This is a genomic window from Paenibacillus peoriae, from assembly GCF_022531965.1.
Classification (GTDB): Bacteria; Bacillota; Bacilli; order Paenibacillales; family Paenibacillaceae; genus Paenibacillus; species Paenibacillus polymyxa_D.
In genome coordinates, this window is sequence record NZ_CP092831.1 from 1991708 (window position 1) to 2016784 (window position 25077).

Below are 25077 nucleotides of genomic sequence, written 5' to 3' on the forward strand. Positions count from 1 at the left end.
AAAAGCTGGTTTGTTTGATTGTATAGGAGGAAGAGAAAAGTTATGGCTAAATACACTTGGGTAGAAAAAGATACATGCATTGCATGCGGAGCCTGTGGCGCTACAGCACCAGACATTTATGATTATGATGATGAAGGTTTGGCTGAAGTGATCTTTGAAGGGGATGCCAACCAAGGCATCAAGGCGATCTCAGAAGACCTGTTTGATGATATGCAGGATGCTTGTGACGGTTGCCCTACGGATTCCATTAAAGTAGCAGACGAGCCGTTCAATAAAGAAGGTTAAGCGTAGGCTTCTTTGATAGGCACAGCACCGACAGTTCCCTTCGCCGTATAACGGTGAAAGTAAGCTGTTGGTGCTGTTTTTTTAGGTTATAGAATGGTTCAGCGGAGGCTGAACCATTCTATAACCGCAAGAAAAACTTCTGCCAAGCGCGGTCTGGCTTCTGTGAAAGTACGTCGATAGACGTTTTTCTTATGTGCTGTCCATCAAGTCTATTTTTACCGATATACATAATAGGAAGTATGCAAGATTACACGATCAGGAGGATCCGATGAACCATTCGCCTCATCTTAAATCGTATGTGAAAAAACACCCTGATAACAAAATGGCCTGGTATTTACTCGGCAAAGAGTATGAGAGCAGCGGTCAGGAGGGCAAAGCAAATTATTGCTTTAATCGCGCAGGAGAAGTGTTCGAAGCCTTCGAGCATAAACAGATTCCGGCAGACGTATGGATGGAATATCAGGATAAACTGGTTCAGATGTCCAAGGAGAAGGAGCGAAGAACGGCTCGAACACGTCACCTGTTAACTGCGTTAATGGTACTACTGCTCATATGGGTTCCTTCAGCTAATTCACCGAGACCTTCAAATGAGAATACAATTGATCCATCCGGAACTGAGCAGGCAGCAATTGATAATATTGAAGTTACGAAAGTGGCCACTGCTGATCCGAAGGAGATGGCCCAGATCGGTGTGGTTGGTGGTGTGTTTACGGCTCAAGCTCGAAAAGGGAGTGAAGCTGGAACGGGGCTTACTGATATGTTGGCTAAGACTAGCCGACTGCCATCCAAGACTACGGTGTTGGGCATGGAGCAAGGGGGCTCGTGGCTGCTCTGGAGAGAGGGCATGAAACCATTACTTAGTGTACAGAACAAAGGAAACGGCGGATTAGCTGTTCAGTCTTACGACGCAGCTGCGTGTGCTTGTAAGCCGTCAGACAGTGAAAATCTTCGCAAAGCAGGTCTAAAATGGGCTGCTGGACAGGAGGAATTAGCTGTGCTGAATAGCTCCATGCGTGCTTTTCGCTCACAGCATCAACGTCTTCCCCAGAGTCTTGATGAACTGACTCGAGACTTTCCCGCTAACACGATGTATGGTACGACAGACGGGATGAAGAAGGCTTTTACACCTATGCGTAATTTACTTGCTTCACCAGGAAAGGGAACAGGGAAGGCAGTAGATTTAGACGCAGACTTGTCGGCCGAAAGCAGTCCATTACTGGCATCGTCATTGCACGGAAGGCCTTTTCTGGGGCAACCGCTGCGAATTGTGGTGGACAAATCCAAGCATAGGCTTGCCCTGGTGAGTGGCAATGTACTTATTCGAAATTATCCTATCGGTTTGGGTGGAGAAAGAACACCAGAAGGGAAATTTGTGATTACCGATAAAGTAGTAAATCCGAACGGCAAATCCAACGGTGAGTTTGGCAGCCGTGGAATGCAACTGTCTGCAACGAATTATGCCATTCATGGCACGAACGAGCCGGACAGCATTGGCAAAAATGAGTCTTTGGGTTGCGTCCGAATGGGTAAAGAGGATGTGGAGGAATTGTTTGCACTCGTACCTTCGGGTACGGAGGTAGTCATTGGTAACGGCGGATTGCCTGATCAAGTGCTTGTGCCTGGTTCTCGATTTACAAGTGAGCCGCAGCATGACCAGACGAATCCCCGCAAAACCTATCACTGGCTAAATTAAAATTTTGATGCTATTGCTACTTGGTGTTTAACGATTTCCTGCTTGTGCTAAAACAATGACCAGAATAATTACAATGATGAGGAGAACAAAGCTGACGGCGGTCCATACAATCGCTTTCTTGTTCACCTCATCCTTTTTCTTTTGCAGACTGGGCGGCTTGCGCTTGGTCTTCATATCAGCAATCCCTCTTTTCTAACGAGCTAAGGTCTTGTCTTACTATGTCCATTGTAAATGGTTTGATTATACATTTTCAATGACATCTCCATGACAACTGAATTGTTCTGATGTTGCACCTCGCAAATTACTTTCTTTTTGGTATGGAAAAAGCTAAACTATTTTGTAGAGATGTTTTTTAGGATTGTGCAAGGGCATAGAACGGAGTGGATGAATCGTGTTGTATCGAAGGATTGCGAAACCTGTTTTTTTTAAAATGAGTCCAGAGACGGCCCATCATGTAGTCATTGACGGTTTAAAACATGCGGGCTCACTTCCTGGTGGAGCAGCGACACTGCGAGGAATGTACGGAGTCAAGGAGACGGAGGATCTTGCCGTTGATCTGTTTGGCATTCATTTTCCCAACCCGATTGGACTGGCTGCAGGACTGGATAAAAATGCAGAAGCGGTTACTGGTTTTTCTTCCATCGGGTTTGGATTTATGGAAGTAGGAACGGTGACACCTGTGGGACAGCCCGGTAACGATCGGCCACGTTTGTTCCGACTGCCTCCCGATGAGGCATTAGTCAATCGGATGGGCTTTAACAATCTGGGTGCTGAGAGCATGGCCAAGCGTCTGGCTGCACTCAAACATCGACCTGTTCCGGTCGCAGTTAATATCGGCAAAAATAAAATCACGCCCAATGAGGATGCTCATAAGGACTATGAAAAGTGTATTTCCGCACTGTATCCGTATGCGGACTTCTTTGTAGTGAATATTAGCTCGCCGAATACGCCGGATTTACGAAAGCTCCAGCATGGTGATGAACTGAAGTCGTTATTGGAAGCGGTTCGGGCAGAGATGGGAGTCCAGGCGAAAAAGTATGGCAATGCCAAGTCTGTACTGGTTAAAATTGCGCCAGATGTATCGGATGAGGAATTGGAATATATGACAGATGCGATTGCTGCCAGTGGAGTAGACGGCATTATTGCGACCAATACAACGATATCCAGAGCTGGTTTAACGCACCGAAATGCGAGTGAAACAGGAGGGCTGAGTGGTAAGCCGCTGCGTGACCGTTCCACAGAGGTCATCGGACGGGTGTATCGCCAGACGGAAGGTAAGCTTCCTATTATCGGATCAGGCGGTATATTCACGAGCCGTGATGCCTATGACAAAATTAAAGCAGGCGCAAGTCTGATTGAAATTTATACAGCATTGATCTACGAAGGGCCGGAAGTAAATAGAGCTATACATGCTGGCCTGCGTGAGCTGCTTCGAAAGGACGGCTTTAGACACATTACCGAGGCAGTTGGTGCAGATCACAGATAAAAAAGTGTTGTCGGAAGAGACAGGAGGTACGGGGATGGACGGAAGAGACTGGGGAACATTTTTACTGCCATATGATCAGGCGGTGGAAGAGCTTAAGGTCAAGTTCAAAACAATGCGTGCGGAGCTGAAAAAGCGCGAGGAATACGCTCCTATCGAATTCGTAACCGGACGGGTTAAAAAAATATCAAGCATCCTCGATAAGGCGAAGAGATTACAGGTTCCTTCTGATCAGCTGGAGACGGGAATCGAGGATATTGCAGGTATTCGCATTATGTGTCAATTTGTAGAGGATATTCGGCGGGTGGCCGAATATATCAGAAGACGTAAGGATTTGACCGTACTGTATGAAAAGGACTATATCACCAATTATAAAGACAGTGGCTATCGCAGCTTTCATATGATTGTGGAGTATCCGGTTCAGACAGCAGTCGGGCTGAAAATCGTGCTGGCAGAAATTCAAATCCGTACTTTGGCTATGAATTTTTGGGCAACCATAGAGCATTCTCTTAGCTATAAGTATCGTGAAAGCTTGCCTGATAATATGCGTACACGGTTGAAAAAGGCAGCTGAGGCAGCCTTTGTATTGGATAATGAGATGTCTTCCATGCGTCTTGAAATATTGGAAGCGCAGAAAAAATTCGAGGATGAAGCCAATATCGTTTCCAAAGTGCTAACAGGCATGCATCGGCTGTATTTCTACCATAAGATCAGTGAAACGATTGATGCGCAGCGCAGATTCAATGAACTGTGGGAACGGCACGACATGGAAGGAATCAAGCTGCTTCACGATGAGGTCAAGGAGATGCTAGAAGCCTCTACCAAGGAAGAAGACAGGGATGAGTATTAAATGGCACACCTTTCCTACGAACCGCTATACGTGACTTATTTGGTATACTTCAATCGTGATCGGGATTACTTTGAATGTCATGAGGTACTGGAAGAGCTGTGGCTTAAGCTGGACCGTGACCCTGTATATAAAGGTTTGCTGCAAGTTGCTGTAGGGCTGTATCATTTTCGGAATGGTAACTATCGTGGTGGACATATGATGCTGGATAGTGCGGTCCACCGGTTGGAGCATGCTCCTTCGCAGGCGCTGGGCATTAATATGGTGAAGCTGGTGGAAGAGGCGCGCATTTGCGCTCGTCAGCTTGCTGAAGCTGTTATGACCGGCACGGAAGAGCTTCAGCAAGAACCGCCGGTTTATCGGGATATGACGATTGAAATCGTCGAGCCCGGGTTGCGCCGGGCCGTGGAGAAGGCATCGTCGTCTATTCCGGTCAACATTCCGCAGCAAAGAGGTCCTCGGCGTGGGGAAAAGCATGAGCAGCGTCAGCAGGCGCTGGAAGCTTCTATTAGGCGAAGACAGGCCGCTGGCGGCTCAGGTTCTGTCTCAGCGGAAACGAAGGATGCACCTTGAGTTTGAAGCGCATGATAAGCAAGCAGCCCGATCCGTTTCATGAGGATCGGGCTGCTTTATCGTTTTCAGGTCTGTGAAGGTTTGCTTAGGAGGTTACGTTCTTTTTATATTTCTCAAAGAAGGCTTTGAAATCGTCGAGTGTGTATCCATTGTCCGAAGGATTTTCCTTCAACCCGCCTACCATACGTTCCTTTTCCACGCCTTTTTCGTAATAAATGAGCGTAGGGGTATACTCAATCTTATACTTGTCCCAGCCATCCTCATACTCACGCAGGTTAAATTCGTGCATCGTGATGTTCTCCTGCTTGCTCAAAGGCAAGAGCTTGGGAGTAGTGGCGCGGCAATGCACACAGTCGGAGGCGAAATGATAGACGAAAAAGTTTTCCTTTTTGTCAATTTTGCTCTGTAAATCTTCCGGCTTAATAATTTGCTGATAGTTCGGGTCATTCAGCAGCTCTTGAGTAGCAGGATTTAACGAGGCTGTGGAAACGCCATACAGCTTGTTTTTAGTGCCTGAATTTAAAGCGAGCAGCACACCAATCAAAATGACCAGCACAACAAAAAAGCCGATGACGGGTATAAGCTTTTTTTTGTTGGAATTTTGTGCGTTCAATGCAATCTCTCCTATCAAAATTCAAAATATGCAGCTATGAATCTTATTATTATACAACATTACATCTTGTAGTGAAAGTTTGTAAATCACACGGATATTGCGGGATAACAGGTTGAATATGGTACAATAAAATTTATTTTAAAAGGACAGGATGATTACGATTATGGGTGTACAGCTCCCCACAGCATTTGTAAAGCGCATGGAGCAATTGCTCGGCGAAGAATTTGAAGCATTTATGACTGCCTATGACCACACGCCCCATGCCGGGATTCGCGTCAATACATTAAAAATTCCGGTAGAGGACTTTAAGAAACGTTCTCCGTTCGAACTGCGGCCGATTCCGTGGTGTGCCACGGGTTTTTATATTCCGCACGGTACAAAGCCGGGATTACACCCTTACTACCATGCGGGGCTGTACTATGTACAGGAACCGAGTGCAATGTCTCCGGTTGAGCTGCTCAATGTAGCTCAGGACGAAGCTGTATTGGACTTATGTGCTGCACCGGGCGGGAAATCAACCCAAATAGCTGCCAAATTACAAGGAAGCGGCGTATTGGTGACAAATGATATTAGCGCGGACCGAACCAAAGCGTTGGCTAAAAATGTGGAATTGTACGGTGTGCGTAATGCCGTGGTACTGAATGAAAGCCCGGATCGAATCGCCGATGCCTTTCCACATTTTTTTGACAAGATACTAATTGATGCACCTTGCTCGGGAGAAGGTATGTTCCGCAAGGATGAGGACATGGCAAAACAATGGGAAACGCATTCGGTAGATAAATGTATAGTCATGCAACGGGACATTTTGCGTGTAGCGGCCTCAATGCTGAGCGCAGGAGGGAGAATTGTCTATTCGACCTGCACCTTTGCGCCAGAAGAAAATGAAGGAATGATCGCAGAATTTCTGGAGGCTCACCCCGATTTTGACGTAGTCCCTGTTTCGTCAGAAGCAGGCTTTGCACCAGGCCACCCGGAATGGATGAGTGAAGAGGTCGCGTCAGCATACCCCGAGCTGCGGGGAACAGCACGCCTTTGGCCGCATCTCGTAGAGGGAGAAGGCCATTATATCGCTGTATTGCAGCATCAGGGGGGGCATGCCGCTGCGATAGAAGATCACACTGAATCGGAGGATTTGACTCCATTTGAGGACAAGGATGATAGGGCATTGAATATAGATGCAGCGTATCCACGGAAGAAGCCGTTTTTATCCGTCAGGGAAGCGCAGACACCAAGCCGTCAAGGAAGACATGGAACTGGTGAGCCTAAACGAAGTGGAAAAGGAATGGACGGGAAGTCCGGTAAAGGAAGGTCCGCGCGCGGCTTGGGTGGCATTAAGTCCCGATCTGGCAAAGAAAATGTAAAATCCGCTGTACGCTCCCCACAGGATGTGCTGGAATCCTATCACCAATTTGTGAAGGAGCAACTGGAAGTGTCTTTTACAGGCTATACGGTGGTTTATGGAGATCGCATTTATCAGTCGCCACTGGCATCACATCGTTTGGACGGCCTTAAGGTGGTGCGACCAGGCTGGTTTATGGGTACTGACAAGAATGGTCGCTTTGTGCCTTCACACCCGCTGGCGGTGGCATTACGCTCTTCAGAGGCGGTTAGAAGCATCAATCTCTCCAGTTCAGATGCTGAGGCCATCCGGTATTTAAAAGGGGAGACCTTGTCCATCCCCGTTGAGAGAATGGCACTGCGGAACGAAGTCCAGCCCAAAGGCCATACTCTCGTGTGCATTGATGGTTATTCGGCTGGGTGGGGCAAATGGCAGGATGGCATGCTCAAAAATGAATACCCTACAGGCTGGAGGTGGACATCGGTATGAGTGGAAAAGGGAGACAAACGCAACGTTTGGATAAAGTTTTAACCCATATGGGATATGGCACCCGTAGTGATATCAAGCGACAGGTGAAGCAAGGGATAATCACGGTAAACGGGAAGACCACCAAGGATAGCGGCTTACAGGTTCATCCATACCAGGATCAGATTGAAGTGAACGGGGAACGTGTTGTTTTTCGGGAGTATATTTATATCATGCTGCACAAGCCACCAGGTGTCATCTCTGCAACTGAAGATACAAGGGAGCGGACGGTACTGGATTTGCTGAGTGCGGAGGAACGACATTTTGAGCCTTTTCCAGTAGGACGTTTAGATAAAGATACAGAAGGATTATTGCTATTGACCAACGACGGTAAACTAGCGCATGAGCTACTTTCTCCACGGCGGCATGTTCCTAAAACGTATGAAGCTACCGTGTCGGGTCATGTCACGGAGGAGGATATTCTTCAATTTACAGCAGGAGTGGAACTGGATGATGGGTATGTTACCCTTCCCGCACAGTTGACTATTCTTCGCCACGAACATCCGTACCAGGCAGATGGAGAAGTCATTTCCTATATTTCGCTTGTCATCCATGAGGGTAAATTTCATCAAGTGAAGCGTATGTTCGAGGCGGTTGGTAAAAAGGTGACCTATTTGAAAAGAACGGCCATGGGACCATTGAAGCTGGATGAACAGCTTCCACTGGGCAGCTATCGAGAGCTGACTAGTGAAGAGCTGACATGGATCGGCCGGGATATAGCATCTGCAACGTCAGAAGTTTGATGAGCAGATTAAATATAAATGACGCACAGGCTCTTATGAGATTCCTGTGCGTCATTTTGTGGTATAGACAACCAGACAGAGAATTATTCAAACTCAACTTTTAACAACGAATCGCAGTTTACAATTTATTGTGCGCGTGCTGCCCGACTTTTTTTCACTTCGGCTGCTTTATAAGCTGTAACCTTGTTTTTACCTGTCGTTTTGGATATGTACATCGCTTGATCGGCCTGTTTGACCAGTTCATCCGGGTTCATTTCCTTCTTCACTGTACTGTGTCCGACACTGATTGTGACAATGCTTTCCTCCGCGACCCGTTCGCGGATACGTTCTGCGACATGTCCAACCTTGGCCCGTCGATCCACAACCATTGCGACCAGTTCCTCGCCACCATATCGTCCGGTCAGTCCGATTTCATCCAGTTCATCCTCCATAATCTGTGCCACCTGTTTGAGTACTTCATCGGCACGAGCATGACCCTGCGTATCATTCAACTTTTTGAAATTGTCAATATCGCAAAAAATGACCGACACGCGGATTCCCTGGTCCATATATCGCCGTAGTCGCCCCGAAAAATATTTACGGTTATATAGCCCGGTCAGGCCATCGGTGATGGAAGAACGGTAAATCCTTTGGAGCAGCTCCACAATTCGTTCAAATAGAATGATGAATAACGTAGTGTAGTACAACAATGGTAAAAATGACATATATAAGACTGTGTTTGATTTGCCAGCTTCTTCAGGGATGTCATTTCGCAGCCATAAATAGCCGAGCCAGAGCGAATACATGAATAAGCCCGCCACATACTTCTTTGGCTGCCCGATTCGTGGGGTGATAAACACAAGGCTCAGTATAAGCACCAGTACTCGATAAAATAGAGTGAACCCAACCAGTTTCGCTGCGCTGATCCAAGCGGGCAACAAACCTGCTGTCCAGGCAGTAACCGGCAATATCAATAACGCACCCAGCAGTAGCAAGGTCCATGTCTGCACACGTTTCAGCTTCCGGTATAGTTGAAATACGGCGGCATTGATGAGTACGAAGGCAGACGCCTCCAGTACATTTTTCCACACGATTCCTTGGAGTTGCATCTTGCCTCCGCCTGCTGAATAGAGATTCATGGCTTCATATGTCATAATAATAATAGCGGCAACTGAAAAAAGGATATAGGCTTTTTTTCGTTGTCTGCTATATATGATCACGCACATCAGTGCCATCATGAGTATAATATACAAACCGCAGGCTGCACTTACGGCCTCGGCCAGAGATGGGGGACCCAAGGTTCCCGATAAGGACAACAACGTCAACATCACCGACTCCATTTGCAAAAATAGTCAATCTATTGAACGGTTGATATCGTTCCGATACAATAGACAGGATTTATCCCATTTAAAATGTTATAATTTTCTTTTGTGACTAACATTTATTCTCAATATATCATCTTTCAGAAAATCCGGAAACCTATACATACATCTGTGATCCGGGCAGTTTAATGCTTGAAAGGGGAAGCACGTCATGAAATTGCTACAGGCTCTCTTTTTCCCACCCGAGCAACCGGGAGGTGTTTCATCCATGATTCCATATCTGCAAGAGCGATTTACATCCCCCCGTTGGGAAATGGAGCTATTTTCAATCCCTAAACGGATTCGTAACAAGGGTAGGGACGAAGTAATTTTTGATACCTTTGACTGGACGAGATATGAACAATATCCAATCGTTCAAAAATATATTCAGACGTACCGTGACTATTTGTGGTGGACCCGGCTTCGTATTCAGAAGCCCTATGACCTCATTCATGCTCATCACCCCATTGCCGGGATTGCTATGAAAACTGTTTTTCCTGACATCCCGCTTGTACAGACGATTCACTCTTCCTATGAGAAGGAGTTAATCCTAAACGGGAAAATAGAGGAGAACGGGCCTGAACACCAATTCTTGGTATCACTGTACGGGGAAATGGAGCAGAAGGCGGATCGCCTGATAGCGGTATCTCATTCTTTTCAGCATTATTTAACTCCTTACGTTCAGAATCCGCAAGACATTGCAGTCATTCCGAATGGATATGATGAGAAGCGCTTCAAGCCCATTCCACACGAAAATGAAGTGACACAGCTCATAACCGTTTGCCGCCTTGTTCCGGCGAAAGGATTGGATATTTTATTGCGGGCCTGTGCTGAACTTAAAAAAAGAAATATGGAATTTGTGCTTCATATTATTGGAGATGGCCCGGTTCGCCCTGAGCTGGAAGAGATGGCGCGAGAGCTTGATATATACCATGAGACGATTTTTTATGGATATACCCTTCATCCAGAAGAGTTTATGCCTTTCTTTGATGTATTTGTTTTGCCTTCTCGAGCGGAGGCCTTTGGTTCGGTATTTGCGGAAGCAGCGTTGAGTTGTCTGGCATTGGTAGGCACAGAAGTGGGAGGAATACCGGAGCAGATTGAGGATGGGGTCAATGGTCTGCTCGTGCCACCCGACCATCCGAAGGCACTGGCAGACGCATTAGAAAAGGTCATCGCTGATCCTGCCTATCGTTATGAGTTGGCTAGATCTGCCTGCGATAAGGCTAAATCAAGCTATTCTTTGAGTCGAGCGGTTAACGAGTTGAAGAAAATGTATTTGAAATTTCCACACTAACCATGACGAGTATCACCTGGTTTGGGATCAGAATGCCGAAGGCTGGAGTGAGGACGTGAGGAACGGAAAGGTCTCCCGCGTCCTGCCATGATCAGTTTACTAACCCACATCAGACTGAGCATCCCGAAAATAGGATAAAGAACAGATAACAGTGAGCTAAAGCCGAACTGACTGATTAAAAAACAGGTGAGCATAATGAATAGTGTGATGAGCTTGGGCGAAATTTGGACATGCTGACGAATTTGCAGACTGACTCCGTAAATGTCGGCTACAAAGGTACTGAAGATTTCCATGAAAATGAGTAGAATGTATATGATTTCGACGAAGGCACCCAGACGATAAGCAATGCTTCCCATAGGGATTTCAAATTGCTGAATACCCGGCATATGTGCTGACATGGCAAAGTGTGCAGCCATCAGCATAAACCCGACACCAACTCCGCCCAAAACTCCGCCCCAGCGGATGGTTCTTCGGGAAAAGGTTTGGCTGCCAAGTGGTACAAGCACGGCTTGGGCCATAGTTAGGTTGAAGGACGTGTACAGCAGTGGAGAGAGCAAGGTTCGAAATGTACTGTGATCTGTCGTATTCGTAATAAAACTCTGCGGATTGGGCATGGAGAGCGTGCTGTGAACGAGCAGAAGAGACATGATGATCATCAGAGGGACAACCACGGTGTTCATGTGTAAGATGGCTTTAATGCCTTTACTTAGCAGCAAATAAGTACCAATCAGTGTAATAAGCAGTCCGGTTTGGTAATGCAGGTGAAGGTGCTCTACAAAAACAGAGCCGGCTCCTGCCAACATGACGCTGTTTACGCCAATCAGCACGATGAGCGTGAACCAGCTAATCCATTTCCCGGCATTGGCGCCAAAAAGATGTTTGTTCAGGTCCTCGTAAGATTTGGCTGAAATATCATGAGCGATCAGCATCATTTTCGTACCCAACCATACAAATATGATTGTGGACAGCATAATAGTGAGAGTAGCCCAACGACCGTACTGCGTAAAAAATTGCAGAATTTCTTGTCCGGTAGCAAATCCGGCACCGACGATTGTGCCGATGTATGTAAAAGCAATCTGAAAAACATGAATATTACGTTTCATCCCCAGTCCCTCCTTGCCTGCTTGAATAACGCTGCAGCGAGCATATAATACAAACTATGTTCAACTGAAATAGGACATGACTGGATGAGACTGAAAATAATTAAAGTGAATTTAATGAATAGCTTGACGGGAGCGTAATTTATGGGTCAAATCCTTGCATGGATACTAGAATACGGATATTTGGCAATGTTCGGCTTGCTTGCACTTGGAGTAGCAGGTATGCCGATACCCGACGAAGTGCTAATGATCGCCTTCGGCGGGCTCGTGTCTCAAGGGCACTACAACTTCATTGCTGCACTGGCAGTCACATTTTTCGGTAGTATGACGGGTATGATGCTTAGCTACACACTAGGGCGTCTGCTGGGAAAACCACTTTTGCATCGATACGGAAAATGGGTGAGGCTTACGCCTTCTAGGATTGCCTCTTCTGAAAATTGGTTTGGGCGCTATGGGACCTGGGGAATTCTGTTCGGATATTTTGTCCCCGGCTTGAGACATGTATCCTCATATCTGGCAGGCACAACCCGTCTAGGCGTTTTTCGCTATATCACTTATGCATCAGCAGGAGCTTTGCTGTGGTGCGGAACATTTTTGGGGATTGGACATGCGGTGGGCTTGCATTGGGAGCAGGTGGCGAAGCTAATGGAGAAGGTGACGCATCGGGTAGGGCTGATCGTTATTCTTTTAATCGTTGTGGGAGGAATCTCCGTATGGTTCTGGAATAAGCGTAAAAAAAATGTCACATGACCTGATGGAAAGCAGCTATAGCTTGAAAGCAGCGGGTGAAGTATGGTACTTTTACCGCATAGGAATGCCGTGGGAGGTCATGTAATGGAAGTATTAAAGGAACGAATTATAAATGAAGGCGTGATTGCATCAGATCAGGTGCTGAAGCTGGATGGTTTGCTTAATCACCAGGTTGATCCGGAGCTGACAATGGCAATGGGACGAGAGTTCGCAGCACGTTTCCGAGAAGAGAAGATTACCAGAATAGTGACCGTGGAGTCCTCAGGCATTGCTATCGGGTTTGCGACAGCATTGGAATTGGGTGTCCCGTTGGTATTCGCTCGTCGTAAAAAGACCCTACTAGCTGATCCAGACGCGCTGTGTGAACGCGTACCTTCGTTTACTAAAGGTATTGTTACGGATATTATGCTGTCTCGTCAATTTATTCACGAAGATGATCGTGTTCTTTTCATTGATGATATTATCGCTAATGGTGATGCGGCGCGAGGCATGGTTAAAATCATTCAACGCTCCGGAGCTGAGTTGGTTGGATTCGGTGTCGCGGTGGAAAAAAGCTTTCAGGCCGGAGCGAGAACCATCCGTGAGCAGGGTATTCGTGTAGAGTCATTGGTCAAAATTTCGTCGTTAGCGGACGGTAAGATTGAGTTTGCTGAATAGTAACAATTCAAAACTCCTGTTCCTGATTTCTAATAATAACCTTTGCATGAGCTTCAATTTCGCTTATAATATAGTTAAGGTTTTGGAGAGGAGGCAGCAACATGGGGAAAGAACAATTGACCGAACAGTTTTTTCTGGAAAAACTGGCAGCGGCTAAAGTACACTTTGAGCGTGCCTTGGATTGTAAGCATACGGAATTTGACGATTTGTATCCCTATATGATTGAACATCCTCAGTTTTTTTGGTATAAACGCTATGTGGCCTGGTCTGAGTTGTTGACGTTGGTTAACCTATGCGAAGAATTGTCCTTCTCTTGGAAAGAAGAATTTACTGCTCACCAAGTGGAGTATGTAGATCAGCGAGTGTTGTCTGCACAAGTGCTGGACTTCTGGTACGAGAAGAACGATACAAAAGAACATGATCACAGTGTAAATCAGTCGGGATAATTTGTCGCTCTGTTGGCAATCCATATAAGTAGTAAGTGAGAAGAGACCTAAATGATTCATTTAGGTCTCTTTTTAAACTTTTTCATGCATAGAATCATGGTCGCTGTGTTATTAAAAAAAGTGTATAAGGAGGGGACAAGGATGATTATGGACGAAGAATTGGATGCTTATCGACTCTCCGGTGAAAAGGTGCGTGTCGTACGCGATGGATTGGAGACCAACGATGTTGTTGGCATTGTACTGGCATGGGATGATGAACAGGTGCTTATTCGGCGCCAGAATCGACGTGTGGTCAAATTGGATCGCAGCTATACATATCAGCCGTTCAGCGAGCCACGTCACAATCCGATAGATCTGGATTAGGAATGGGTTCCAAATGGGTGTTGGATAAAAATAACTGGGTGATTCATTAGGCATACAGAAACTCTAAATCGGACACAGTAATGAAGGAAAATCCAACAGAGAGGACGTGCTGTGTCAATGACGGTTATGGACGAAAAAGTACATGCATATAAGGATCAAATCAGCCATTTGGAAGATCAGTTGCCCGAGGTAGTTCATGCATATCATCGCTTTACCGGAGAGTGCTTTCAAGCCGGCAGCTTAGATGAGAAAACCAAGCAACTGATTGCACTAGGCATTGGCTTATTTGCCAACAATGAAGTATGCACGTTTTATCACGTAGACGAGGCGCGGTCCAAAGGAGCTAGTGATCAGGAAATTATGGAGACCATTGCTGTAGCCGCAGCGGTAGGTGGAGGACATGCTCTAAGTCAAGGGGTTACGCGTGTACAGAAGGCGTTGCAATAAAGCGAATCATTAATAGATATGCTTATGCTTCATCTTAGCGGTTATAGATCGATTTGGAGATATGATGGATATGGAAAGGAGCTTCCGAGCACAGTTGGTGTCTGCGGAAGCTTTTTTTTTGCGTGTTTATTGTGCGGGGATTATGCTCTTCTGCTTGCGGCAACAGCAGCAGGGCGAGACGTTTTACGCTTATAAGCCAAAGAGGATGTAACCAAACTTCGATCAACGATGCGTAGGGGGTTGGAAGTTGAATTGTTTGGTAATTCGGGGCGATGTTTCTCTAGTAAAGGAAGGGCAGCTGTATGGGGCATAGAGGTTGAGAGCCCCAGATATGCTCGCATCCGCTCATACATTTCTTTGCGGAATGCTGGCATTGCCATACTGAACTGCTCTTTATTGCCTTTACTTATATAGGTGGCGTGAACGCCGGAGTGGTTTTGTTGTATGTCCAGAACATGAATGTGATATTTATTAAATTCATGTTTTACTTCAGACAGTAGGATTCCGGTACGATCTACACCTGCGTTAACCATTTCGACATAAAGATCAGGGGTTTTCAGCATACCGCTTTCTTCAAGAATTAGGCTGTCCCGCTCAAATACTTTTTGAATAAAGGTAAGGAGCAGATAACTTTTCACAAGAGACCATTCATGCTGAGTAGTATCTAAAGAGGTCATTACCATTCACCGCCTTAGGAAAATGTGATGATAATTCATAAACGATTGAAGAAAAGGAACATTCATTCCCGAGAACCTATGTTCTTATTTTAGTTTATTATTCCTTTTTTATCAAGAGGAAATTAACGAACATAAAAGGTTTGACATCTTGATATATGCATGGTATGATCTATCTTGTCGCTAAGAAAGATTGATCTTTCGAGGATAAACGATAATTTATATGCGGTCGTGGCGGAATTGGCAGACGCGCACGGTTCAGGTCCGTGTGGGCTAACCCCCCGTGGAGGTTCGAGTCCTCTCGACCGCATCCATTAGAAAAGGTCTATAGAATTGCTCTCGTAGCAGTTTTAGAGACCTTTTTCTTATATTTCTGGGGATTTGCTCATAGTTTAAGCTGAACACGTTTCTTGTCTTCACGCAAACTATGGATTTCCAGATATGATAGAAAATTTTATGATGAAGTTATTGAAAGGTTGGATGTAAGATGGAGAAAGCAACTTTTGCAGGTGGGTGCTTCTGGTGTATGGTGACTCCGTTTGAAGAGCAGCCGGGCATTCATGGCATTGTGTCAGGATACACTGGAGGAACGATTCCCAATCCCACCTATGAGCAGGTTAAAACAGGAACTACAGGCCACTACGAGGTGGTGCAGATTACGTTTGAGCCTGAGCTGTTTCCTTATGAAAAGCTGCTCGAATTATATTGGCCACAAACAGACCCTACTGACGGGGAAGGTCAATTTCAGGACAGGGGCACACAGTATAAACCCGCAATTTTTTATCATACAGAGCAGCAAAGGAAGCTTGCGCAGCAGTCCAAGGAGCAGTTGGCACAAAGTGGACGCTTTGATAAGCCAATTGTAACGGAGATCCTTCCAGCTTCGATTTTTTATCCGGCAGAGGATTATCATCAGGATTACCACAAGAAAAACGTGAAGCACTATAAGGAAGATCGGGCTCAATCAGGCCGTGATGAATTTATGGATAAGAACTGGTAAGCCGCTTTAACATACGTTTCTACGCACGATAAGGCAGATCAGGGAGTATTCCTGGTCTGCCTTATACATATTTAGACGAGGTTACTCACACAATGAAGGGACAGAGAAGGAGGCTGACCCGCAATGAGTACACGACGGAAGCTGCACATGAGAAATATAATAAAAAAGGCTTTAAAGGCATCGCGCGGCCGGAAAGAGCCAGCTTATGTACCTGTATTCCATTCAAGCTCCAAAATGCGAAGAACCGTAGTACTCTGTATTTCGGTATGCATGTTATTCATGGTCTGTAGTACTGGTGTTGCAGAAGCAATAGACAAACAGGACGAGTCGCAAAGGATGGTTGCTGTCATTATTGACGATCTGGGAAACAATATGAAAGGGACTGAGCAAATTTTAAATTTACCCGTTAAGATTACTGTTGCTGTGATGCCCTTCCTGCCTACAACCAAGCAGGACGCTATGGAAGCGCATAAGCGTGGTCATGACGTCATCGTCCATCTTCCAATGGAGCCAAAACAGGGAAAGCCCGAATGGCTCGGACCCGGAGCAATTAAGGCTAATATGACGGATGAAGAAGTACACGCTAAGGTGACAGCAGCGATTAAGGATGTTCCTTATGCGATAGGGATGAACAACCACATGGGTTCCAAGGTTACTTCAGATAAGCGCATTATGTCCATAGTTCTTGATGTTTGTAAAGAGCATGGACTATTTTTTGTCGATAGCCGTACTAATTATTGGTCGGTGGTGCCTGAGCTTGCCGCTAAAAAAGGAATGCCACCGGTACGCAATGATGTTTTTCTGGATGATGTCCATACCCTCGTCCATGTGAATCGGCAACTTACAAAAGTGGTTGAATGGCTGGATGAGCACAACACCTGTGTAACGATTGGGCATGTCGGCGTGTCGGGCATGTACACATCCTCCGCTCTTCATTCCTCGGTTCCCAAGCTAAAGGAGCACACCAAATTTGTGGGTATTAGCGATTTGGTGCGAGCTGTATGGGGATGAACGGGAGACCCAGCCATCAACACTACCATGCCGTCAGATGCGCAATAATGCCTTCGGCAATAGCTCCTGCAATGCTTTTTTGACCACGATCCTCGGAAAGCATAGCTCTGTCCTGTTCGTTACTGATAAATCCGGTTTCCACAATGACAGCAGGGTGCTGGATCTTATTCAAAAGATAAAAGGGTTTTCCGTACACTGTTTTTCTATTCATGCAAAATAAGCGGTTTAATGAATGCTGAATCCGTTCAGCTAACAGATAGCTGCTGCCTTCATCCTGATACAGCACAATGGGTCCCCGTTTTTCGGCACGTTTGGTCCAATTGACATGCAGGCTTACAACCAAAGCGGTGGGCAGTTGTTCTGTTAAGCTTTTACGTTGAGCAAGGTCTTTAAGATGCCGGGATTTGGACTGTAGCCAACGGTTGTCGTCACTCAGTGCGTAGTCCTTGTCCCGATTCAGAACGGCAGAATATCCCTGGGATCGTAAAATCAAGTACAGCTTTTGAGCAATGGCGAGATTGATGTCTTTTTCCAAAATTCCTTTGTGACTTGCTCCACCATCCACACCACCATGGCCTACATCAATCAGTACAACGGGCTTGGCAAAAGCGTGATAGGACGAATGTACGCTGGGCGGAACATCTGTATACTTGTTCGGTTCCTTACTTTTATCGTCAGGCTGGGCAGCTATATAGGTAAATGGGGCAAATACAGCACTGCAAAGAATGCATAGACTCAATCCCAGCCTTGTCATCCCTATCTTGTTTAACTTTTTATTCCGCACGTTCTATTCCTCCAGTGGACGAATTGATTATTTACTGATTGAAGATAGTATGTTCCATTTAAGGGAAACCATGCATAGTTATTCCCACAGGGGTTAGACCTTTTGGAAAATGAGCAAGCTAGTTTTATCTGCACCTAACGTGTAAATCCGATATTTCCAAGCAACGTAAGATGGAAAGGATAGGCGCAGATTCGGAGGAGGTCATGGATGATGGCGAAGAGTGACGAACTGGTGACGTATATTACGCAGCGGATTGTTCGCTATATGGAAACGCCGCGTGATGTTCGGCGCAGTCAAAAACAAGCCAGAGAGCCGTGGGGGAGCAAATGGTTTGGCATGTTGCCTCTCGCTCTGAAAATGTGGATGAAATCCACACGCAGAGGGCGAAGGGAGCGACATTAAGCTCGCCAAAGAGACCACAAGAGGCATAGGGTATGCCATTTTGAGGTCTCTTTTTATGTTGTAGAGATCATTCCGAATCATTATCATGTTTCTTTATAACTAGGAGTCCAAACGATAGAATTCGCCAGCTGACAATAACTTTTTTAATGGTACAAATCGGGAAAGTCCATGATGGTAGGTTAACGCATATAAATTGGATTGGGACGGATGATCTGGGGATATCCAGGACTGATACCCACTAATGGATAAGGGACCCCCAAAGGCAAAATTGATACCTGTGGCAGAAAATATAATACGCGGCGAAATACTCAGTGTATCCATAAATTGGCCTGTGTTACGGACGGAAAGCTTTTGCTTGGGTTGAAGCCACCCCAGGTCGTCATAGGGATCGAAAGGAGCAGACGAGACCGTAACCGCCTGCGCCTGTGTTTTCAAAAAGGGTACAGATGAAGAGAATGCGTTGTCCTGAAGCTTATGTTTCCAACTCCCATCTGCCACTTCTACAGGTAACGGATCGCCAGTCACAGCATCAATACATATTCGGCTGCCTGTAGAGGAACGCACCAGCCAGTAGGCTAGTAGCGGTTCCTCATACATAGGTGTGATTTGCAGCTTGTCGATAGATGAAAGATCAGTATCTGTGAGCGACACCAGGGATTGACGAAGTACATCCATACTATAAGGCCCACCCGGGCCATTCCCGTATTCGTTGAGTTGATATATGCCATTTGAGTCTGATCCGATAATCAGATAGCCGATATATTCTCCCGCACGGTTTACTTGAACAAGCCAACTATGGGTTCCAGGTCCGAGCGGATGATAGCTAAGCTCAGCATCTTTCCACGAGGCAAAAGGGGGCTGCGACGATAGGGATTGTACTGTGTTGTTTGCAGCCTGTTTTACGTCTGCGGGCACGCCTTGCTCCTCAGTAGGAAAACTTGCAGAAACGTCACCCGGGGAAGGGGTAACCGGACTCGTGGAGTTCAATGGAGGAACCCACGAGCTTTCGTTGTAGAGAGACACCGAGTTTAAATTGTTGCTTTGTGCGACTGAGGGAGCCGCATGAATGGAAGCGAACGGACAGACTGCAGACAGGCCGATCAGAACAGCTGCGATCATACCTATGCTATAGTGCCCGGAATGACTCTTCTTCAATGGTATCCACCTTTCTGTCGGCTTGATTGCCCGACGGAGGCATTCTTTTTTATCCAGCATACAGCCTGTCCCATAAAAAGACTGCTGCACCTTGTCGGCGTAAATGTCATATCCAGGTTCGCTTTTTGCTGTCGATACATAGGGGACATGTTTAACCAAACTTGTGGTTACAGCAGCGGAAACTGATGTAGGCTGAAGCAAGATGTTACAAGCTGACGATATCTCTGCAACTTTCCTGCGAAGGAGCGAGAGATATCGGTTACCGCAGATGAAATATCCCGCAGTTAATGGCGGATACGAGTACCTTTGGCTCATATTGCCATACCATTTCTTTACGTCGGGCTTGATGCTGCTCGGATATGGCTTCTTTTTTTTCCTCTTCCTCTTTCTGCTCCTTGATTAGATCTTCGTAGTAGTGGTCAATGACCTCCAATTCCTCGCGCAATCGTTCCTTCGCCTGCTCAGCCCAACCATAGTCTTGCTGACGGAGTTGTTCAGTGAGGTAGCTTTCAAGCGAGGTGGAAGCTTCCGGGACAGATAGCTTGGCAGGCTGTACATGCATATTGCCCGCCAGCAGCGGGCTGAGCTGCCGGGTTTCGAGCATGGCGCCAAAATCGGTTACAATGGTGCCGCTTTTGAGCGAAATACCTAGCCAATGAAGTTCCTCACGCTTCAAATCGCAAGCGAATTCAATTTTATAGCAGATGCTGAGCCAAGCTTCATAGACTACGGGAGAGCGGGCAGACAACTGACGGGCATCAGGCTGCTCAAACAAATAAACATATTTTCCTCCATCCCGTGCGGCTTCAAAAATTTGGTGCAGCCGACGGCTTCCATATCGAAGCTCCTCCTGCAAAATACGTCCAGGTCCCAATTGTGGTAACGTCGGTACATGACCGAAGTAACGCCCCATGACCTGATCTTGTGCTGCGTTGCCTGATGCTGGAGTTGGGGGTGTATGGTCCGCTAAACGTTCCTGTTCTGTGCGATAGGCTTCCCCATCAAAGATGAAGGTGAAGGACATCGTCTGCGCTGGAACGCCAGTACGCTCCACGTATCCCCAATAGTAGGGCCGGTTTGTTAAGGCTTTATCCGCTTCTGGAGAAAGCTTGACGGTTACATGGTGGGGTGACCTCTCAATGACACTGCATCCGGTAGCTTCCAGATAGGTGTGGACAAAACGCTGGACTTGCTGTGCATCCATGGTCAAACTAGCGACCTCCCTTCACACTGCGTCGAGCTTTACCCGGAGGAACCGTATTGCCTGCTAAGCCTAATAAGTTCTCGGTGTTTGGCTGGTCTGTGCGCAGTTGTTCCATTTCCTGTTTGATGGAATCCAGCGAGTGGCCCAGTTTTTGCATTTTTTTGCGAATTTCATCATCGCTATTGGATTCAAGCATGATTTTATACAAACTTTTTTCAATGGATTCTTTCTTCTCAAACTTCTCCAGAATAACGTCCAATCCGCCAATGACCATCTCAAACATATTTATTTTTTCATGCAGCAGATGTAGGATATGCTCCTCAATCGTTCCGGTTGTGGACAAGTTGAAAATATTAACATCATGCGTCTGTCCAAGTCGATGCACCCGTCCGATCCGCTGCTCCACGCGCATGGGGTTCCACGGTAAATCGAAGTTAATCATATGGTGACAAAATTGCAGGTTAATGCCTTCACCACCCGCTTCGGTGGCAATCATGACCTGAATGCGCCCACGGAACAGATCCATCATCCAATCCTTGCGTCCACGGTTCATACCGCCTCGGTAAGGAACAGCAGATAGGCCACGGTCACGGAAATAGTTCAGCAAATACTCCTGTGTGGCTCTGTATTCTGTAAAAATGATCACCTTTTCGTTCATCTGACGGATAAGCTCGAGCGCCTTTTCTGCTTTGGAATTGGCCTTGATCGCTTTAATGTGTGCAACCAAATCCCAGACACGATCGCGTAGGGGAGAGTCTGGAGCCATTTTTTTAGACAAATTGACCAGCGTCACGAACACAGCGTCCCGGCTGCTGCACACTTCCCGTTGAAGGGTAACGAGAGACAGCATGCTACTTAAATTTCCGCCATTCGCCTGGTATTGCTCTTTGACAAAAGAGGTTACCCCATCGTACAGCGCTTGCTCTTCCGGCGAAAGTTCCAAGTGAATATTGGAAACATTTCGTTTGGTGAATTGAACTGGGCCTTCTCCGCGACGATTGCGGATCATGACTTTAGACAGCTCATCCTTGAGCTGATCTTCATTTTTGGGCAGACGTTTATCTACAACAAAGTTGGCTGAAAAATCGCCATGTCTTCCCAATTGACCGGGCTTGAGCAGTGTAATCAGGTTAAACAGCTCAGACAGATCGTTTTGTACAGGTGTCGCTGTCAGGAGCAAACAATATTTTTTACGCAGCTTCATAATGAACTGGTAGTTGGATGTCTTTTTATTTTTCAGCTTATGGGCCTCGTCTATAATGAGCAGGTCATAATCGGTATCTAGCAGGATGTTACTATGGGGCTCTCGCTTGGCAGTATCCATAGAGGCCACGACAACCTCGGAAGACCAAGAATACGCTTTTTTCTGGGCGACAGCGGGAATACCGAATTTGCTGTTCAGCTCACGCACCCATTGTAGGACCAGGGATGCGGGTACAAGAATAAGCACTTTGGAAGCCAGCCCGCGAACCAGATATTCCTTTAGGATCATTCCAGCTTCGATCGTTTTGCCCAGGCCGACTTCATCGGCAAGAATGGCACGTCCGGACATTTGAAACAGTACCTTCCGAGCGGTATCCAGCTGATGGGGTAGTGGAGTGAGGTCTTGCAAATGCTGTAGACATTGAAGCTCATCGAAGTTCGGCACCAGTTTGACTTTTTCTGCCTCAATGGCCAGCTGATACAGATTCCAATCTCCCCAAGGGCCACCTTTGCGTAGGCGTTGGTCCAGCTCATCCTGCCAGCTTCGATCAAATTGCACCGGAACAGGCAGTGGCGCTTGATTGTGTATGTGCGGGGAACTTGTCGATTTGGCTTTCATGATGATTCCCTCCCTCCTGGTAGTAGCACAGTTGAAGCTCTTGGTTCTGTCACATACGTGGCATCTATTTTTGCACAGATCGTAGATGTAGTATGGACGGAAAATGATATCTTCATAACAGGAGGGATGAAATCCTTTAGCTGCCTTCCATTAACTTTTGGAGTTTGCTTTCCGTTGAGGTTTGCGCATTGGGGGTGTAGATACTGCAACGGAGATCAACACTGCCTTGTACCTGAAGAGAAGTTAGGTCAAATAGCATTTTGCCAGCCTTCGCATGACGAAATTCAATGAGCACCTCCGGTGCAGAGCTTACTTCGCTCTGATTCCAAAGCTCGTTAAACTCCGGGTAGGCCTGGCTCATATTTTGTATAAATTGTGCATACCAGGGATCTGTCACGTATTGCCCGTAATAAGCGCGGAAAATAGCAAGGAACCCCTTTACAAAGTGTTCCCAATTCACAGCTAGACTTTTAAACTCCTTTTTGGTGAATAGCAGTTCAATCATATTGCGTTGCTCATGTGGTAGCTCGGCAAAATCCATAAAAACATGAGCAGCAGCGGCGTTCCAGCCGACAATATGACAGCGCCGATCTGAAATAATAGCAGGGCAGTAGTGCAGCTCTTGTACGATCTTTTGCAGAGAGGGGGAAATGACGGCTTGCTCTGCAGGAGCAGGAAGGCTGTGAGACCCAGCCTCGATCGCCAAATCATACAAATATTTGCGCTCGTCTGTGTTCAACTGCAATGCGGCAGCAATAGCATCCAACACAGAGGCGGACACCTTAATATCTCGTCCTTGCTCCAGCCAGGTATACCAGGTCGTACTGACACCAGCCAGCTGAGCGACTTCTTCTCTGCGCAAGCCTGGTGTTCTCCGACGTGATCCTTGGGGAAGACCGACCATATGTGGGTGTAGGCGGGCTCTTTTTGTTTTTAGAAAAACAGATAGTGCTTCCAGACGTGCTTCCGTTTTCATAGGTATTTTCTCTCCATTCAATGGGTATATCCGAAGTGAGCCAATAAGGCGTATACTATAGTAGTGTTCATTATACCAGGATAAACAAACACTTGTAATAGGATAAGACGAGGGTAAAATGAGGATTATAAGTAAGTCACCGAGCAGGAGGAATGAATAGCTTATGCAAAGAGTAGTGATAACAGGTATGGGTGTCGTTTCCCCACTGGGTAATGAAGTGGACACGTTGTGGAAGAATTTGCTGGAAGGCAATTCAGGTATACGTAAAATTGATACATTCGATGTGTCCGATTTGAAAGCACAAATTGCTGGACTGGTACAGGATTTTGATGCAGAAAAGCAATGGGGACGTAAAGATGCTAGACGAATGGATCGGTTTACTCAGTTTGCACTATATGCGGCAGAGCAAGCGCTCAAGGATTCCGGTCTGGAACTGGATCACACCGATTTGGAGCGTGTCGGTGTTTATGTGGGATCGGGAGTCGGCGGTTTGGATACGTTGGTGGACAATGTAGATGTACTGCTACAGCGTGGACCGGGCAGAGTTAGCCCGACGCTGGTACCCATGATGATCTCAAATATGGCTGCTGCTCAAATTAGTATCGCGTTTGGAGCGATGGGACCTACGCTTTCCCCCGTGACGGCTTGCTCTATTGGGAATACAGCAATTGGAGAGGCGTTTCGGACGATTCGTACAGGAGATGCGGATGTCATATTTGCCGGTGGAGCTGAAGCAGCGGTGTCCCGATTGGCCTTGGCAAGTTTCGCTAATGCAACAGCCTTGTCCACACGTAACGAGGAGCCTTCGATAGCAAGCCGGCCGTTTGATCAAGATCGTGACGGTTTTGTCATGAGCGAAGGAGCAGGCATCCTAGTACTGGAGTCGCTGGAGCACGCTACCCGGAGGGGAGCGGAAATCTATGGTGAGGTCATCGGTTATGGAGCGAGTTCGGATGCTTATCACATGGTTGCACCGCATCCCGAAGGAACCGGAGCTTACTTGGCGATGAAAGCGGCCCTTCGTTCGGCTCACATCTCCCCGGAAGAAGTGGACGTGATCAGTGCCCACGCAACGAGTACAGCTGTAGGGGATACCGCTGAAACTTTGGCAATCCACAAACTGTTTGGCGACTATGCCTATCAGATTCCGGTTACTGCGAATAAGTCCATGCTGGGTCATATGCTGGGAGCTGCGGGCGGGGTCGAAGCGATTGCGCTTGTGCAAAGCCTACGGGAGGGCATCATTCCACCAACGATGCACCTGGACAATCCGGACCCGGCTTGCGATCTGGATTATGTGCCTCACGAAGCGCGCAAGGCTCTACTAAATATTGGGCTATCTAATTCTTTCGGCTTCGGTGGTCATAATGCGGTCATTGTGCTGAAGCGCTACGAATCATAATTTGTAAGGAGTTATTGAAACCTCAGGCATTCTATTCGGCTGGATAGAGTACCTGAGGTTATTTTAATTGAAGAATAACAGATTCATTTTAGATCCGGATTTTGCAAAATTCGATACTAGTGGCTCTGAAGTGCAAGATATAGACG

The 25077-nt window shown here is 46.6% G+C and carries 27 protein-coding genes and 1 tRNA gene; 18 read left to right on the forward strand and 10 right to left on the reverse strand.

Going from position 1 to position 25077, the window contains the following annotated elements:
- Positions 1 to 42 precede the first annotated feature (42 nt).
- Both MLD56_RS09065 and MLD56_RS09070 read left to right on the forward strand, forming a co-directional pair.
- Entirely contained in the window at positions 43 to 285 is a 243-nt protein-coding gene (locus MLD56_RS09065) for a ferredoxin (protein WP_013309730.1), read from the forward strand.
- 268 nt (positions 286 to 553) lie between these two features.
- Positions 554 to 1978 carry a L,D-transpeptidase gene (locus tag MLD56_RS09070; RefSeq protein ID WP_029516720.1) on the forward strand — a complete coding sequence of 475 codons (1425 nt, stop codon included), beginning with the start codon at positions 554 to 556 and terminating at the stop codon, positions 1976 to 1978.
- 27 nt (positions 1979 to 2005) lie between these two features.
- On the opposite strand, the gene MLD56_RS09075 is transcribed toward MLD56_RS09070, so the two are convergent.
- A complete protein-coding gene (locus MLD56_RS09075; RefSeq protein WP_023988033.1) occupies positions 2006 to 2152 on the reverse strand; it encodes a hypothetical protein in 147 nt (48 codons plus the stop codon).
- A gap of 217 nt (positions 2153 to 2369) precedes the next feature.
- Between MLD56_RS09075 and MLD56_RS09080 the strand changes: the two genes are divergently transcribed.
- From MLD56_RS09080 to MLD56_RS09090, 3 genes are read left to right on the forward strand one after another with little or no spacing between them, the layout of a single operon-like run.
- Complete coding sequence (locus MLD56_RS09080) at positions 2370 to 3464, forward strand: quinone-dependent dihydroorotate dehydrogenase (protein ID WP_029516721.1); 1095 nt, start codon at positions 2370 to 2372, stop codon at positions 3462 to 3464.
- A gap of 34 nt (positions 3465 to 3498) precedes the next feature.
- A complete protein-coding gene (locus tag MLD56_RS09085; protein ID WP_023988035.1) occupies positions 3499 to 4311 on the forward strand; it encodes a GTP diphosphokinase in 813 nt (270 codons plus the stop codon).
- Positions 4312 to 4881 carry a DUF309 domain-containing protein gene (locus tag MLD56_RS09090; RefSeq protein WP_029516722.1) on the forward strand — a complete coding sequence of 190 codons (570 nt, stop codon included), beginning with the start codon at positions 4312 to 4314 and terminating at the stop codon, positions 4879 to 4881.
- An 85-nt stretch (positions 4882 to 4966) separates the two neighbouring features.
- Here MLD56_RS09090 and MLD56_RS09095 read toward each other — a convergent pair whose 3' ends face one another.
- On the reverse strand, positions 4967 to 5494 hold the full coding sequence (locus MLD56_RS09095) for a thioredoxin family protein (protein ID WP_029516723.1): 528 nt from the start codon (positions 5492 to 5494) through the stop codon (positions 4967 to 4969).
- 163 nt (positions 5495 to 5657) lie between these two features.
- Between MLD56_RS09095 and MLD56_RS09100 the strand changes: the two genes are divergently transcribed.
- Complete coding sequence (locus tag MLD56_RS09100; protein ID WP_029516724.1) at positions 5658 to 7322, forward strand: RsmB/NOP family class I SAM-dependent RNA methyltransferase; 1665 nt, start codon at positions 5658 to 5660, stop codon at positions 7320 to 7322.
- Positions 7319 to 8101 carry a pseudouridine synthase gene (locus MLD56_RS09105; RefSeq protein ID WP_029516725.1) on the forward strand — a complete coding sequence of 261 codons (783 nt, stop codon included), beginning with the start codon at positions 7319 to 7321 and terminating at the stop codon, positions 8099 to 8101. The genes MLD56_RS09100 and MLD56_RS09105 overlap by 4 nt, the downstream gene beginning before the upstream one ends.
- A gap of 125 nt (positions 8102 to 8226) precedes the next feature.
- Here the strand turns inward: MLD56_RS09105 and MLD56_RS09110 are convergent, their stop codons facing one another.
- Positions 8227 to 9408 (reverse strand): GGDEF domain-containing protein, encoded by a 1182-nt coding sequence (locus tag MLD56_RS09110; RefSeq protein WP_029516726.1) that lies wholly within the window; start codon positions 9406 to 9408, stop codon positions 8227 to 8229.
- Positions 9409 to 9613: 205 nt separating this feature from the next.
- Here MLD56_RS09110 and MLD56_RS09115 point away from each other — a divergent pair, with 205 nt between their 5' ends.
- Positions 9614 to 10738: a glycosyltransferase family 4 protein gene (locus MLD56_RS09115; protein WP_029516727.1), complete on the forward strand. Its 1125-nt coding sequence runs from the start codon at positions 9614 to 9616 to the stop codon at positions 10736 to 10738.
- Here MLD56_RS09115 and MLD56_RS09120 read toward each other — a convergent pair.
- Complete coding sequence (locus MLD56_RS09120) at positions 10735 to 11841, reverse strand: YkvI family membrane protein (RefSeq protein WP_029516728.1); 1107 nt, start codon at positions 11839 to 11841, stop codon at positions 10735 to 10737. The two genes, MLD56_RS09115 and MLD56_RS09120, sit on opposite strands and share 4 nt — an antisense overlap.
- Before the next feature lie 141 nt (positions 11842 to 11982).
- Between MLD56_RS09120 and MLD56_RS09125 the strand changes: the two genes are divergently transcribed.
- The 5 genes from MLD56_RS09125 (at position 11983) to MLD56_RS09145 (ending at position 14501) form a co-directional block, all read left to right on the forward strand.
- Positions 11983 to 12588: a DedA family protein gene (locus tag MLD56_RS09125; protein ID WP_029516729.1), complete on the forward strand. Its 606-nt coding sequence runs from the start codon at positions 11983 to 11985 to the stop codon at positions 12586 to 12588.
- Between the two features lie 84 nt (positions 12589 to 12672).
- On the forward strand, positions 12673 to 13245 hold the full coding sequence (locus tag MLD56_RS09130) for a xanthine phosphoribosyltransferase (RefSeq protein WP_029516730.1): 573 nt from the start codon (positions 12673 to 12675) through the stop codon (positions 13243 to 13245).
- A 101-nt stretch (positions 13246 to 13346) separates the two neighbouring features.
- Complete coding sequence (locus MLD56_RS09135; RefSeq protein ID WP_007429850.1) at positions 13347 to 13691, forward strand: hypothetical protein; 345 nt, start codon at positions 13347 to 13349, stop codon at positions 13689 to 13691.
- Between the two features lie 141 nt (positions 13692 to 13832).
- Positions 13833 to 14054, forward strand: a complete 222-nt coding sequence (locus MLD56_RS09140) for a hypothetical protein (RefSeq protein ID WP_029516731.1) — start codon at positions 13833 to 13835, stop codon at positions 14052 to 14054.
- 117 nt (positions 14055 to 14171) lie between these two features.
- Positions 14172 to 14501, forward strand: a complete 330-nt coding sequence (locus MLD56_RS09145; protein WP_013309744.1) for a carboxymuconolactone decarboxylase family protein — start codon at positions 14172 to 14174, stop codon at positions 14499 to 14501.
- 140 nt (positions 14502 to 14641) lie between these two features.
- Here the strand turns inward: MLD56_RS09145 and MLD56_RS09150 are convergent, their stop codons facing one another.
- Positions 14642 to 15178, reverse strand: a complete 537-nt coding sequence (locus MLD56_RS09150) for a YhjD family protein (RefSeq protein ID WP_029516732.1) — start codon at positions 15176 to 15178, stop codon at positions 14642 to 14644.
- A gap of 222 nt (positions 15179 to 15400) precedes the next feature.
- Here MLD56_RS09150 and MLD56_RS09155 point away from each other — a divergent pair.
- From MLD56_RS09155 to MLD56_RS09165, 3 genes are all read left to right on the forward strand, one after another.
- Positions 15401 to 15485, forward strand: a tRNA-Leu gene (locus MLD56_RS09155).
- 177 nt (positions 15486 to 15662) lie between these two features.
- Positions 15663 to 16175, forward strand: a complete 513-nt coding sequence (msrA, locus tag MLD56_RS09160; protein ID WP_029516733.1) for a peptide-methionine (S)-S-oxide reductase MsrA — start codon at positions 15663 to 15665, stop codon at positions 16173 to 16175.
- Positions 16176 to 16298: 123 nt separating this feature from the next.
- Positions 16299 to 17186 carry a divergent polysaccharide deacetylase family protein gene (locus MLD56_RS09165; RefSeq protein WP_049816949.1) on the forward strand — a complete coding sequence of 296 codons (888 nt, stop codon included), beginning with the start codon at positions 16299 to 16301 and terminating at the stop codon, positions 17184 to 17186.
- A 22-nt stretch (positions 17187 to 17208) separates the two neighbouring features.
- On the opposite strand, the gene MLD56_RS09170 is transcribed toward MLD56_RS09165, so the two are convergent.
- Positions 17209 to 17970: an N-acetylmuramoyl-L-alanine amidase gene (locus MLD56_RS09170; protein WP_029516734.1), complete on the reverse strand. Its 762-nt coding sequence runs from the start codon at positions 17968 to 17970 to the stop codon at positions 17209 to 17211.
- 210 nt (positions 17971 to 18180) lie between these two features.
- On the opposite strand from MLD56_RS09170, the gene MLD56_RS09175 reads away from it, so the two are divergent.
- Positions 18181 to 18372 (forward strand): YqzE family protein, encoded by a 192-nt coding sequence (locus tag MLD56_RS09175; RefSeq protein WP_029516735.1) that lies wholly within the window; start codon positions 18181 to 18183, stop codon positions 18370 to 18372.
- Between the two features lie 99 nt (positions 18373 to 18471).
- On the opposite strand, the gene MLD56_RS09180 is transcribed toward MLD56_RS09175, so the two are convergent.
- The 4 genes from MLD56_RS09180 to MLD56_RS09195 all read right to left on the reverse strand — a co-directional run bounded on the left by MLD56_RS09180 (position 18472) and on the right by MLD56_RS09195 (position 23529).
- Positions 18472 to 19527 carry a hypothetical protein gene (locus MLD56_RS09180; RefSeq protein WP_029516736.1) on the reverse strand — a complete coding sequence of 352 codons (1056 nt, stop codon included), beginning with the start codon at positions 19525 to 19527 and terminating at the stop codon, positions 18472 to 18474.
- Between the two features lie 259 nt (positions 19528 to 19786).
- Positions 19787 to 20737 carry a YqhG family protein gene (locus MLD56_RS09185; RefSeq protein ID WP_029516737.1) on the reverse strand — a complete coding sequence of 317 codons (951 nt, stop codon included), beginning with the start codon at positions 20735 to 20737 and terminating at the stop codon, positions 19787 to 19789.
- A gap of 1 nt (position 20738) precedes the next feature.
- The gene (locus tag MLD56_RS09190; RefSeq protein WP_029516738.1) at positions 20739 to 22553 is read right to left on the reverse strand and encodes a DEAD/DEAH box helicase; all 1815 of its coding nucleotides are present in this window, start codon (positions 22551 to 22553) and stop codon (positions 20739 to 20741) included.
- Positions 22554 to 22689: 136 nt separating this feature from the next.
- A complete protein-coding gene (locus tag MLD56_RS09195; protein ID WP_023988057.1) occupies positions 22690 to 23529 on the reverse strand; it encodes a helix-turn-helix transcriptional regulator in 840 nt (279 codons plus the stop codon).
- Between the two features lie 163 nt (positions 23530 to 23692).
- Here MLD56_RS09195 and fabF point away from each other — a divergent pair, with 163 nt between their 5' ends.
- Positions 23693 to 24931, forward strand: a complete 1239-nt coding sequence (gene fabF / locus MLD56_RS09200; protein ID WP_029516739.1) for a beta-ketoacyl-ACP synthase II — start codon at positions 23693 to 23695, stop codon at positions 24929 to 24931.
- Positions 24932 to 25077: the final 146 nt, after the last annotated feature.